At 38.5% G+C, this 13,882-nt stretch carries 8 protein-coding genes; 4 read left to right on the forward strand and 4 right to left on the reverse strand.

Annotated features, from left to right (window positions below):
• Positions 1 to 308: 308 nt before the first annotated feature.
• From L4C37_RS09965 to L4C37_RS09980, 4 genes are all read left to right on the forward strand, one after another.
• Positions 309 to 2,180 (forward strand): methyl-accepting chemotaxis protein, encoded by a 1,872-nt coding sequence (locus L4C37_RS09965; RefSeq protein ID WP_429768596.1) that lies wholly within the window; start codon positions 309 to 311, stop codon positions 2,178 to 2,180.
• 239 nt (positions 2,181 to 2,419) lie between these two features.
• On the forward strand, positions 2,420 to 4,162 hold the full coding sequence (locus L4C37_RS09970) for a polysaccharide lyase family 7 protein (RefSeq protein ID WP_429768477.1): 1,743 nt from the start codon (positions 2,420 to 2,422) through the stop codon (positions 4,160 to 4,162).
• Positions 4,163 to 4,540: 378 nt separating this feature from the next.
• Entirely contained in the window at positions 4,541 to 6,118 is a 1,578-nt protein-coding gene (locus tag L4C37_RS09975) for a polysaccharide lyase family 7 protein (RefSeq protein ID WP_137373132.1), read from the forward strand.
• A gap of 511 nt (positions 6,119 to 6,629) precedes the next feature.
• On the forward strand, positions 6,630 to 8,375 hold the full coding sequence (locus L4C37_RS09980) for a hypothetical protein (protein WP_429768478.1): 1,746 nt from the start codon (positions 6,630 to 6,632) through the stop codon (positions 8,373 to 8,375).
• Positions 8,376 to 9,014: 639 nt separating this feature from the next.
• Here L4C37_RS09980 and L4C37_RS09985 read toward each other — a convergent pair.
• The 4 genes from L4C37_RS09985 to L4C37_RS10000 all read right to left on the reverse strand — a co-directional run bounded on the left by L4C37_RS09985 (position 9,015) and on the right by L4C37_RS10000 (position 13,711).
• A complete protein-coding gene (locus tag L4C37_RS09985) occupies positions 9,015 to 9,773 on the reverse strand; it encodes an oligogalacturonate-specific porin KdgM family protein (protein ID WP_273293611.1) in 759 nt (252 codons plus the stop codon).
• An 857-nt stretch (positions 9,774 to 10,630) separates the two neighbouring features.
• Positions 10,631 to 10,840, reverse strand: a complete 210-nt coding sequence (locus L4C37_RS09990) for a hypothetical protein (protein WP_137373135.1) — start codon at positions 10,838 to 10,840, stop codon at positions 10,631 to 10,633.
• A 579-nt stretch (positions 10,841 to 11,419) separates the two neighbouring features.
• Positions 11,420 to 12,709, reverse strand: coding sequence for an MATE family efflux transporter (locus L4C37_RS09995; protein WP_429768479.1), 1,290 nt, complete (start codon positions 12,707 to 12,709; stop codon positions 11,420 to 11,422).
• Between the two features lie 279 nt (positions 12,710 to 12,988).
• On the reverse strand, positions 12,989 to 13,711 hold the full coding sequence (locus L4C37_RS10000; RefSeq protein ID WP_429768480.1) for a FadR/GntR family transcriptional regulator: 723 nt from the start codon (positions 13,709 to 13,711) through the stop codon (positions 12,989 to 12,991).
• Positions 13,712 to 13,882: the final 171 nt, after the last annotated feature.

Below are 13,882 nucleotides of genomic sequence, written 5' to 3' on the forward strand. Positions count from 1 at the left end.
TGAATATAGAAATATTGGTAAATTTTCAATAAAGAAACTGAGACATAAATAAAAATAATAAATTGCTAACTAACCATATGATCGTCTTTCTCACAAAATAAATGAATTGTTTGTAATACAATACTTAAAATATTAATGCAGTAACTCATTGTAACTATAAAATACCTTTTGTGACGTATGACTCTCACTAAGCGATTACTGCTAAAGCTCCTATTTCAATAGATTTAAATAAATATAAAAGGTTGTTATTAATTATGAGTTTTATGAATTCAGGATTATCTTTAGGGTTTAAAGGAAAGCTGATTTTGATGGCGGCTGTCGTCAGTTCTAGTGCCTTAGTGGTTACCAACTGGTATTCGCTTGACTTAGCAACACAGCAGGTAAATAACAAAATATATAACGAAATCGACCAATCTCTTTCTATTGAAATAGAAGATATTGAAAATACAGTTCAAAGAACAATCGACACCGTGAACTCAGTCGCACAAGAGTTCATGAGTTCACCTTATACCGTTCCAAACGAAACGTTGATGCACTATGCCGCTAAAATGGGCGGGGTCGATAAGGTTGTTGTTGGATTTGATGATGGTAGATCTTTCACCTCACGCCCATCAGAATCTTTCCCTAATGGTGTGGGAATTAAAGAAAAATATGATCCGACGGTACGCCCTTGGTATAAGCAAGCAAAGAAAAAAACGGGTCAATCATTTAGTGATTTGTTTTTTACCAAAAGCACGCAGGTACCAATGATTGGTGTGACTTATTCCTATAAAGATCGCGTTATTATGGCGGATATTCGATTTGATGATCTCGAAGATAAATTGAAACAACTAGATAAAATATATGAAGCTAAAGGTATTATGGTTGATGATAAAGGAATGATCATTGCCTCAACCATAGAGCAGATCCAACCTCAAACTAATATAAACTCTATTAATCGTGATGCAAATATTAGTCAGGCTATTCAATCACCCGAAATATTTATTGAAGGCATGATTAATGGTGAAAATAGAGTGTTGATGGCTAAGAAGGTACATATTGGTGACTCAATGGAATGGTATATGATATCTAGTATTAATCCTTCATTAGCCCTTGAACAATTAGATGATGTGATGTCTAGTGCTCGCATATTAATTATTGTATCAATTATAGGGTCAGTCGTATTAATGGTTCTTCTACTTAATCGTTTTTACCGTCCAATAGTTTCCTTGCGAGATATTGTTCATGGATTATCACAAGGTAATGGCGATTTAACTCAACGCTTAGTTGAAAAGGGCAGTGATGATTTAGGCCATATAGCAAGAGACATCAATCTATTTATCATGGGGTTACAGGAAATGGTAAAAGACGTCAAATTTAAAAACTCAGATCTAGACGTTAAAGTATTAAGTATCCGTGAAGGATGTAAAGCAACCAGCAATGTGCTCAAGGTTCATACGGATGAAACAGCCCAAGTGGCTTCTTCTATTGATAGCCTGTCTGAAGCATCGAATGAAGTTGAAAAAAATTCACAGTTTGCGGCTGACGCAGCAAGAAGTGCAGCTCGATTAAGTGATGAAACGAAGCAAATAAACACTGTGACTGAAACTTATGTGAGTGATCTTGAGAAACAAGTTGTTTTAACGTCTGAAGACATTTTGTCCATGGCAAATGAAACGCAAGGGATTCAATCCATTGTCACCGTCATTGGTGGAATTGCTGAACAAACAAACTTGTTAGCGTTAAATGCTTCGATTGAGGCGGCAAGAGCGGGCGAGCATGGTCGCGGTTTTGCGGTGGTAGCCGATGAAGTTAGAGCTCTAGCGAACCGAACTCAAATCAGTACTTCGGAAATTGAAGAAGCGTTATCAAGCTTGCAAAATAAATCTGAAGGGCTGGTTAAGTCAATTGAGCAAACAAAAACGAATTGCGAAATGACTCGCTCTCAAGTTGTGCAAGCGGTTGATATGTTGTCTAAATTGACCGAACAAATGGAAACAGTGAGTCGTTTTAATAATGATATTTCGGGTTCTTCTGTTGAGCAAAACTCTCTGATACAGAGCATTGCGAAAAACATGCATACTATTGAAAATTTTGTAGTAGAACTTAACCAATTAAGCCAAAACCAAGTGGCAGAATCAGCAGAAATTAAAACGCTGAACACCAGCGTTAGTGAGTTGATGAGCAGCTTTAAAGTGTAAAATTTACTTTAGAACTAATCTAGTACTTCTAACCGAGTCTTATCAAGGCTGCCCTGATTTTAGGGCAGCCTTTTTGTTGAGAGAACTTTCAAACATTAATCTGCATGACTCTTTGGTTTTATTACTCATTTTTAATAATAAAAACTTATTCAAGTTAGCTATCACATTATCATTACACTTTAATTGAATTAAAATACTACAAATGTAAGTTATTCTTTTTATACAGATGGATAAGTGAAATGAATGCGATGAAGCCGCTTATGATTGTAGCATTAACCGGTCTTGTTTACGGTTGTGGTGGAGGTAGCTCAGGCAGTAGCAGTACAGCCCCGATTAACCCTGGAACACCAGAAGAAACAATAGCCCCTTTCGATCTTGTTAAATATCAAAGTATTCTTTCCAATTCAGATTTACAGGTGTCTGACCCCAATGGATCAGAAGGTAATAAAACTTCTGAAGTAAAAAACGGCAATTTTGACGGATACAAAAGTGAGTACTTTTATGCTGACAAGAGTACTGAGAATCTGATTGTTAAAATGTCGAACTACAAAATGAGATCAGAAATTCGAGAAGGTGAGAACTTTGATGTCAATGAAGAGAATACTAAGCGAACTCTTTATGCCGAAGTGAAACTGCCAGGTATAGATTTGGCGGTGGCTAGCTCGCCAGCTGACCACGATGAAGTAACATTCTTACAAATCCATAATAAAGGCACCGATGACAGCGGTACTGGGAACATACCTCATCCTTTATTACGTGTGGTATGGGAACAAGAAAGAGACGGCATTACTGGTCATTATTGGGCTGTCGTAAAAAATAACGCCATTGATTGCAGCACCGCGGCAGATTCTTCAACATGTTATGCCACTTCTTATGATCGTTATGACTTAGGTGAAGCAGATCTTAATAACTTCACTAAATTTGAATTGTCTGTGTTCGAAAGCACGCTTGCTATAAAAGTAGATGGTCAACTCTCTGTCACTCACGACATTCAATATTGGGAACACTTGCTCAGCTACTTCAAAGCTGGCATTTACAATCAATTTGAAAATGGAGAAGGTGTCGCACATTTTCAAGAGTTACAGCATTCAAAAACAAGCCTCAATAATTCAAGTGACTGGGATATTAGTCACTGGAAGTTGACCATTCCGGCTAGTAAAGATACCTGGTATGGCGACGGTGGTAGCAGTGCTGCGGAATTAGAACCAGTAAGATGTAATTCCAGTAAAGGTGAGCTTACCGATGACAGTGATGTCTATGATAACAGCATCAATTTGTCTTACTTTAACGTTGAAAATGGACGAATGCATTTTAGAACGGACATGGGGTATGGCACGACAACGGCTAACTCTAGTTATATCCGCTCTGAACTTCGAGAGCTTTATGTCAGCAGCAGTAGCCCTGATTGCAGTACCAGCGATGAAGACACAAGTTGGTACCTTGTTGATAACCGCACTAACTCTTCAGAACATGTGTTAACGGCTCAGTTAAAGATTGAAGAATACCCAGAGATAAGCAACCAAGTCCCTAAAGTCGTTTTAGGTCAAATCCATGGTTGGAAGATCAATCAAGCCTTGGTCAAGTTACTTTGGGAAGGCGAAGATAAACCAGTAAGAGTGATCTTAAACTCTGATTTTGAACGCAATAATGCCGATTGTAATCATTGTGAGCCATTCAGTGTGACACTAGGATCTTATGCTGCAAATGAAGAATGGCGCTACACGATTCGTGCAAATGCAGACGGAGTGTATCTAGCCACTCATGATGCTGATGGTACAAATACCGTTTCTCACAATATCTTATGGGGCGAAGATTATACTGATAAAGATGGAGATACCGTTTTTCTTACCTCCGACTGGTCTTCATCTGATGTCGCATTTTATTTTAAAGGCGGTATCTACCCTCAATTCAAACCAGAGAGTAATTATCAGGGAAAGCTGTTCGATGTCAGCTTTGTTTCATTAATTGCGGAGCATCATTAATCATAATTAGAGGGTATCTGTAATCAATGGATACCACTTTCTTTGTGAAGGTTTTGTAAGACATATGCTTATCATTACTGATGAAATTTAACTTATAAGAAATTCATATTGAGCGGGATCTCATTTATTCACCCTTTGAGGGGCTAGGTACAAGACCGTGATCTCATTTATGATTCTTTGCTTATTTGTACTATTTTATTATGTATATAATGATTCGTATCAAATGAGCAGAACATATTGGCACAACAATATACAACGTTGCTTATATGCCTATTTATAGGCAAGCGATTGAATCATTTTCAATGCCCAAATGCTCTGCTTTTAATAAAACAAATAGATCTAATTATTCAAACTTTATATTTAAAGGTGAACAGACAAATGAAAAACATTTATCTTAAAAGCTTGCTAGCTACTTCTATCCTATTCGCTGTTGGTTGTACGAGTACTGGATCTTCCACGACAGCAGCTGAATTCCCTAATAATAAAGAAACTGGTGAAGTTATTATGACGCCGGTTGCTGCTACTGCTAGTAGTCACGATGGTAACGGTCCTGATCGCCTAGTTGACCAAGATCTAACAACACGTTGGTCTTCAGCCGGTGACGGCGAGTGGGCAATGTTGGACTATGGTTCTGTACATGAATTTGACGCTGTTCAAGCATCATTCAGTAAAGGTAACGAGCGCCAATCTAAGTTTGATATTCAAGTCAGTGTTGATGGCGAAAACTGGACAACGGTACTTGAGAATCAAATGAGTTCAGGTAAAGCTATCGGTCTTGAGCGTTTCCAATTTGCTCCGGCGGTTCAAGCTCGCTACGTAAGATACGTTGGTCACGGTAACACCAAAAATGGTTGGAACAGTGTGACAGGTCTAGCTGCTGTAAACTGTAATGTTAACGCTTGTCCTGCTAGTCATATCATCACTTCAGACGTAGTTGCAGCTGAACAAGCAATGATCGCAGAAATGAAAGCCGTGGAAAAAGCACGCAAGCAAGCGCGTAAAGATCTTCGCTCTGGCAACTTCGGCGTAGCGGCAGTTTACCCATGTGAAACAACGGTTCAGTGTGACACTCGTAGTGCACTACCAGTACCGACTAACCTTCCAGAAACACCACTGGCAGGTAATGCTCCAAGTGAAAACTTTGACATGACTCATTGGTACTTATCTCAACCATTTGATCATGACAAAAATGGCAAGCCTGATGATGTGTCTGAGTGGAACCTCGCAAATGGTTACCAACACCCCGAAATTTTCTACACAGCAGATGACGGCGGCCTAGTATTCAAGGCTTACGTGAAAGGTGTTCGTACCTCTAAAAACACAAAGTACGCACGTACTGAACTTCGTGAAATGATGCGTCGTGGTGATAAGTCTATTAGCACTAAAGGTGTTAACAAAAACAACTGGGTATTCTCAAGCGCACCTGAGTCTGACTTAGAAGCTGCAGCAGGTATCGACGGCGTACTAGAAGCAACGTTGAAGATAGATCACGCAACCACTACTGGTAATGCAAATGAAGTAGGTCGTTTCATCATTGGTCAGATTCACGATCAAAACGATGAGCCGATTCGTTTGTACTACCGCAAATTACCAGACCAAGCCACAGGCGCAGTTTACTTTGCACATGAAAGTCAAGACGCGACAAAAGAGGACTTCTATCCTCTAGTGGGTGATATGACAGCTGAAGTTGGTGACGATGGTATTGCTCTTGGTGAAGTCTTCAGCTATCGCATTGATGTTAAAGGCAACACAATGACCGTTTCTTTAATGCGTGAAGGCAAAGATGACGTAGTACAAGTGGTTGATATGAGTAAAAGCGGCTACGACGTAGGCGGCAAATACATGTACTTCAAGGCTGGTGTTTACAACCAGAATATCAGTGGTGATCTAGACGATTACTCACAGGCGACATTCTACAAGCTAAATGTTTCTCACGATCAATACCAAGGTAAATAATTACCTGAGATTAATTCTCAATAGATAATCTAATAATGAATGGTCGGTAAATGAATAGAGTAATTTATTACTTTGTTAATTTACTGACCATTTTTTTATTTATAGAACTGAGAACTTAAAAATAAATTATAGATTGAAAGCATGTTATTTCTTGAGTAGGAATGTGCAAATAAGCAGTGTGTTTAGTATGAGGCTCACGAAAAATTAATTTAAAGAAGATCTGCCTTTTGTATCTGCCGTTATCTGATATTTATTGATAGTAAGTTTGTAGTCATTTTTGGGGTTAAGGTGGGGCGTAATAATCATATTATATGCTTCATGTTAGGTGGCGTATATGGCAATAAATACGTCAACTTTGCTTATTAATGTGATGTATGCATGAGTTCTATAACCTAAATAGCAGCGACTGTGAGAAAGGTCATCATATTAAATATCCATGATTGAAGAACGATCTCTTTTGTCTGACAATATCATTTAAAGGATTAATGACTAACGTGAAAGAGAGTAAATTATGCAGATTTCTAAAATTGCACTTGCAGTAACTATGTCTACAGGTTTGTTGTTCGGTTGTGACACAGATGTTGAGTTCATTCCTGATGATGTACCAACACCGCCAGCACCAACATCACCTCTTGATGGCGGTATGTGGGAAATTGGTGCCGCGACAGTAAGCACAAGTGCTTTACCTGCAGCCACTTCTACCGATCTACCCAATGTTTATGTATTTGCAGATGGCACACAAAAATATTACTACGACGATGCAGTTCCTGGTACGTACGAAATTAAAACCGCAACGTATACAGAAGATCTGGACGCAGAAACAATCTCGTTTACCTATTACGGTGCAGACGCTAATGGTGCCGTTGTTGATGGTGGTTACTCTGTAACGAATGGCGAATTAATGGTAGATACTGCAACTGAGGGTGAATTAGTAGGGGCTGATGAAGCCACTACCACATCTGTAAGTGATGCTGTTAAAGATGCAAATGAAGAGTCTGGTGTAAACAACTACGTTCAAATCATTGATACTTCAACTTCTGATACTGGTGAACTTAGATTAAAGCTCTCTGATAATAGCCTTGATAACATTACTTCAGGTCGTTTAACGGTTGATTTAGTTTATCAACTTGATGAAGATTCTGTCGGAGATGATAACAGCAAAAACGCGTATGTTTCGGTTTATGCATCTGATACATCGACATCTAATTTACATGGTGAAATTGCATTTGAAGGCGGTGTTATTAAATACCGTGACAGTGCCAAGCAACTGAATGCTATCGATGGCGGTTATACGGAAGGTGAGACACTAACAGTCGAAGCAACTTGGAGTAATGGTGTATTTAGCTTCAAAGTAAATGACGTTGAACATTCATATCTAGCAGATGAAATTCCAGAAAGTGGCCCTGTCCAAGTGATTGCATTAAGGTTGGGTGATAACGGCAGTACGAATAACTTTGAACTACTTGCTGATAACCTAAAAGTATATTCAAGTGATAGTGGTTCTGAAGAGCTAGTTTTTGAAGATGACTTCAACGGCTACACTATTGGTAAAGTATTAAACACAACGCCTTACAACAGCAGTAGCTCTGAAGCAACAGTAGCTGGTGATGGAGACACTCCAACAGATCCAGAACCAACGGGCAATCAAGTCGCGGCAATCACTGACCAAGATGAAGGTGATACAGGCGAATTGCGTTACAAGTTTGCGGAAGGTATGACAACTGGTACGCATAAAGTATCTATGTATTACGACGCTGCAGAAACAGAGTCAGCTTACGTTTCTCTTTTTGATACTAAAAGCTCCACTTCTTCTTTGGTTGGTGAGTTGAAAATTGACGAAGGTAAAATCACGCTACGTGGTGAAGATGAGCAAGTAACAACGTTTACTCCTGGTACTTGGATTGACCTAGAAATGTCTTGGGATACATCTTCGACGACTGAAACTGGTACTTACACAGTTAAAGTTGATGGTGTGGAGTTTGGTCCTTATGACTCTCAGAACGCAGGTAATGACGCAAACCACTCAGATTCTAGCGTTCCCGTAACAGCAACTACTATTAAGTTCTCTTCAAATAGTGGAATGGCAGATACAACATTATACGTTGATGACTATGAAGTTTATTCTGATGAAGCGGCTCAAACAGAAGTTTTCATGGATGATTTTGACTCGCGTACTATCGGTGATGTACTAAAGAGTAATGATTACAATTCAAGTACGTTCTCAGCTGTTGTTGCGGCGGACCCAATGGATAAATAAGCTTTATTTACCATAAGTACTTTTTTATAAGTACCTTTTATATAAGCAACGAATTGAGTGCCATTCATTGATTGAATGGCGCTTTTATTATTATTGATACTGATTTTTATAAACCATGATCAAAGCTATTATTACGCTCCCAATCAGCATCAATATACGCCTATCTAAACGTGTGTGGACACTAATTTACTGTTTTCATATCTTCACTTTGTTTAAAACATATTGAGCTACTCTCAGCCTGCAAAAGTCGCAATAAAAGTTATTCTAATCTCATCCGGTTGTTACAAAAATCTCCCTGTTAATTTAAACGCAGAGTCATTGAATTGGCTATTTTTCGTGAGCCTTAGTATTGATGAGCATGAGCATGAGCATGAACAAGCAGAGACTACTAAATATTGTCTTAAATAAGGGGGGACGTAGTGTGCTTGATAATATAAGTTCAGCTTCTGAAGCGGTCTACAGCGGTGATGATTTAGGTAAAGTATAGTTTGGTTACAGTGAGTAAAAGCTTATTTTCCGGGAGGATAGATAGGATTTTAAAAAAGGCTCAGCGCGATGCTAAACCTTTTAAATCGAAGCTTAACTAAGTAAATAATAGAATTTTAAAAACAGTTACTTAGTGACATTAAAATCTTATAATTAGAAGCTGTACTTAAGACCAAAGCGTGTTTTAAGCTGGCGATCATCTTCAGCAGATGAACCGTAATCAGATGACCAGAATTCCATGTAAGGAGTGAAGTCACCCATTTTGTAACCTACTTTAACACCAAGATCCCATTCCCAGTTTTTATCGTTCGCAAGACGAACGTCGTCGTAGTTCACGTTGTAGTTAGCTTCGTAACTTAGCTTTAGGTTTTTCCAAGCTTCGTCACTGAACTTGTATGAACCAGTTAACGTGAATTTACCTTGTTGCAGAGTTTTACCATCACGTACAACTTTGCCACCACCAGCAGCACTTGCAGTGCCTGTACCAGTTTCAAAAGTTTGCAGTTCATGACGGTAACGTAAAGCTGTTGTTAAGCCGAAATCAGCTTTATAACCCACGCGGAATTGAGGTTTATAAGTCGTTTTAGTTTCAGCAAAAGTAATTGGCATACCTGGTTGTATGTACCACTTATCATCTAGTTTGTAAGTTACATCCCAGCTAAACTCAGAATCGCCACGGACCACTTCCTTCCAAAAGTCAGTTTGGTCACTACTTTGGAATTTTTGCTCAACACCAAAAGATAGCTTTGCTTGGTCATCAAGGATTTTAGTGTTTGCACCAATTTTAATACGGTGGGCGTACTTTTCATCTTCATGCTTATACTCGCCACGGTAATCAATGGTAGCAGCTGCAGCAGTGCCGGCTAAAAGTGTGGCTGTTACGAATAGTGCAATTTTTGTTACTGGTTTCATACTTATCATCTCGCTATGATTTATAATTATGGATACATCCTTAGTACCCTTTTATTTCATCAAACAACAACAATGCTATTGAATTAATGTATGACAAATATGGTATGTATTATCGGCTATCTATTCTGTGATACCAATCAAAAAGTTCATATCACTCCGTCTTATTTATAACTAAGTGTTATGGTTATCCCATTTTCAAGCGAACTTTCAACACTAATCTTGATAGTGATCTCATTACAATAATGATACTGATAATTCAAAGTATAAAATAAGACAAATGTCGTGCTGTTTGGCTAGTAATGTGTCGCTCAGTTTAATAATTCCAATGTTGAGAACTCATATTTTTATTTCTTATATTTATGTCTTTGTGCATATCATGAGGTTTGCTTAATCATTGGAAATTAAATGTTAATTGATTAATAAGATATTGAAGTGAGCTATGTGTTTAGCTTGAGGCGGGTAGGGTTAAGTGATTTAAAATGACCGTAGTGAACTTTCCTGATTTTATGCGATGGTCTGTTTGACATGAATCGAGCTACTTCAATTCGGAGAGGCTTCTTATATTAATGAAAGTCATGCATAAAGCTGTCGAATCGAATGTTCAAGATGCTCAAACATACGCGGAATGTGTAATGGTGTGTGGGTAATGGAGAGTACTAAATTGATTGAGTAGAGTGAACATCAATAGAATGAGCAATAAGAGTAAAACCTAGTGAGCGTGAGCCGCGAGTGAAATGCAAATGACTAGGTTAGATTCTATTGTATGCTTAAGGTCGATAAGGCGACCTGAGACGAGGTAAAGACTATAGATTTTTCGGAGACATGGCGAAGTCTCTAGTTTCGTTATAAGTCTTGTGCTATAGGATTGTGAAATTTCCTAGCGTGCAACCAGTACTTGATAATATGGTGCCAGTGTTGTCTCGTTCACTGAATTCGAAGTCGATTAGATAACTTGTATGTTGAAGCTTTGGCAGTATGTGACGGTGTAAAATGTCGCTGTTCAGCTGGCGTATCTCTGCGACCCAAGACAGGTCTTCTTTTAATAAATTAATTTCTATTTTGAGCATTTATTACCTTGTGATTTTGTAAACGCTTTTTCGCGTGTTAGTTGGTACCAATGGATTTGTCGTGTTGTTCTTTTTGACATAATTGTGCCTTAGTTTTATTACAGTAATGATTTACCCGAATAACTAGATACGCTACTGAACACTCAGTACAAACGTAAATAATCGGATTGGTTTATTGAGCTAACGGCTTATTAAAGCTAGCGGTTTGTTGAAGCTAACAGTTTATTGAAGCTAACAGTTTATTGAAGCCAATAGTTAATTGAGGCAAATGGTTAAAAGCTATTGAATGATCTATCGAGGTAAAGCTGACGCAGAATAGGTGTAACGAGGAAAAATCGTGAACTGTCTGTGTAGAAACTTGGACTAAATGTAGCATTAACAACTCTTAAATAAGAGCCAAGAGCCGGACTATACGCTTAGTTTTGGAAATAGCTATATTTATTTTCAGAAAACCTAAAATAAATATAGCTCAAATAATCTTCACCTTGAGTTCTGACAACTTTCAAAATGTATAAAAAACACCGCTACTTCCTTTTAAATAAAGCATGCTTCAAGTTTATGAACATAAACTCAGGCTGCTCAATCGTACATTAGTGATTTGGCTTTTTGAGAATCAAACTCCCTTAACGATTTTCTCGCAAGGTGCCTAAATGGAAAAGCTTTCACCACTTCTTCAAAAGGTTGAATAGCAAATGCCCAGAAAATAGAACCATCAAGACCGAAAATAATCAAAGCACATAATGGAATCGAGATGATCCATTGCCCTGTGAAGTTAATTTTGAATACATCAGTTGTTTTTCCCAATGCTCTTAATACGTGCCCATGAACCGTGTTGTATCCACGAACAATTGGGAGAAATATATAGAGGGGAGCAATAAGTGCGAGTGCTTGGTAGGTTGAACTGTCTAAATCGGGGTAGATGTCATTAATAGCTAAACTTAGGCCGCCAAATAAAAACGCACAGACGATAGATATTCCAACCGCGACATCAATGCTCGTATCGACATTCTTTGTCAGATCATCCATTTTTTTAGAACCAATCGCTTGGCTAATGGTGATTGCAGATGAATGTGCCCAAGCTGTGATGAACTGAGTACCAGCGCGTAGCCAGGGCATAACGAGCGTAATTGCAACATACGCATTAATGTTGAGCTGTGAATAGAGCAGCTGATAAATTGTGGCACCAATTGAAAGCATTGTCACGTTTGCTGCAACCGGAAATATCTCAATAAAATGCTTACGTATATTAGCGACTAATTCAGATTTTTGGGCGTGTAAAGACAATGAGATCGTAGAGTCATAGTGAACACACAAGGCGAGATAGAACAGCCTAAATGTAATGGCAATCACGCTACCAAGGGCTGCACCTTGCACGCCAAGACCTTCAAATGTTGAGAAACCATGAATTAATAGATAGGACAGTAGTGCATTAATAGGCAATTCAATAAGGTAGCCCTTAAAAGGGATTTTAGTGCGACCTAAACCGTTAAATAAAGCAATGATAACTTGCGTTAAAGCGGTAAAGATAACCAAGTGTTTTGATATATCTAAATAATGGCTGATTTCAGAATACAGAGCTAAATTGTCGGTTAATGCCTGTATTAGTGGTTGCTCGAAGAAAGTCAGCAAGCTCCCAAATATGAGTGCAACAGCTAGATTGATTGATAGCCCCGCCCAAAATGCTTTTGAAAGTGAACTTTGGACTCCTGAACCGACCGCACGGCTTAAAACCAGTTGAGTACCATTAGCTAGTGCCATTTGTATGCCTAGAATAAAGGCAATAATGGTTGTAGCAATTCCCATTGCAGCAAGAGGAACCTCGCCTAAAGGTGAAACAAGCAAAGTATCGATCATCAGCATCGACTGCATAAGCAATGCATTAAGGGCTAAAGGCCAGGCTAATGAGAAATTTTTTCTAACGTATGATTGGGAAGACAAAGTACAACCTTTTTAGAAAGAGCGTGATTTATTCCATACCATTAATGACCTCTAGACCGTCCATGATAAAGAAGATAAACCGTTGGTTTAGTTGTTCTAAAAGATACGGCAATAAACAACCCTAGAGGCTTGTTGGCTAAAATGTTGCGGTCTGTAAATGAAACCTTAAGCTCGCTACATGGCAGAACTTAAGATTTGGTGGAAGTCGAATTAAGCGATAGCTAATTCTATATTGGATAATTTCTGATTTTCATCATCGAGTAGCCCTTTAGATGCAATTCGAGCTTGTGGCGCATTACCAGTCATAATACTGTCGTATATTGCCTTATGCTCTTTTAAGCAAAAGCGCCCACCTTCAGCAGAGTGGTCGATAAACTGTTTGAAAATCGTAGATAAAATGTTTCCAAATGGCACATAAAACTGGTTGCCTGTAGAAAGGAAAATAGTTTTATGAAATAGATGATCGTTTATCGTCCAAGATCCATAATCATAACTTTCAGCAGCCATCGTCATTTTTTGAAATAAAACCGAAAGCTCTTTGCGCTGTTCAACCGTAGCGTTAGTTGCTGCAAGGGCACAAGCTTCTGGTTCAATGGCTTTTCGTAAACCTAAAAATTGAGACAAGAAGGGTTTGGTATCTTCTAAATCTTGGATCCAGTTTAGTAGTTGAGGATCAAGGAAATGCCATTGAGAGCGGGGCATGACACGGGTGCCAACTTTAGGCTTAGACTCGATAAGCCCTTTGGCTGAAAGCAATTTAGTTGATTCACGAAGTGCAGTTCGGCTAACGCCAAAAACCTCACATAGGTTCATCTCGCTGGGTAATTTTTGATTTTCTTGTAATTCGCCAGATAAAATCTTGCGAGCAATTTGTCTCGCAATTTGAACATGAATGCGGCGGCTTGAATCTTCCACCAATGAAAATGTTGACATGTAAACCACCTGAGTTGGACATAAAAGCAGGGCTTCAAATAGAGTGAAGCTTTCTTTTGTGTCTGACATGCCCTTAAAGCAGAGCATTACTTACCAAAAATAATTATAAAGGGTCAATGTCGTGTAAATAACATCTGCCACATATAAATAATACAATAACACTTTGGTTGT

It is taken from the genome of Vibrio kagoshimensis, from assembly GCF_050337535.1.
In the GTDB taxonomy this organism is placed as follows: Bacteria; Pseudomonadota; Gammaproteobacteria; order Enterobacterales; family Vibrionaceae; genus Vibrio; species Vibrio gallaecicus.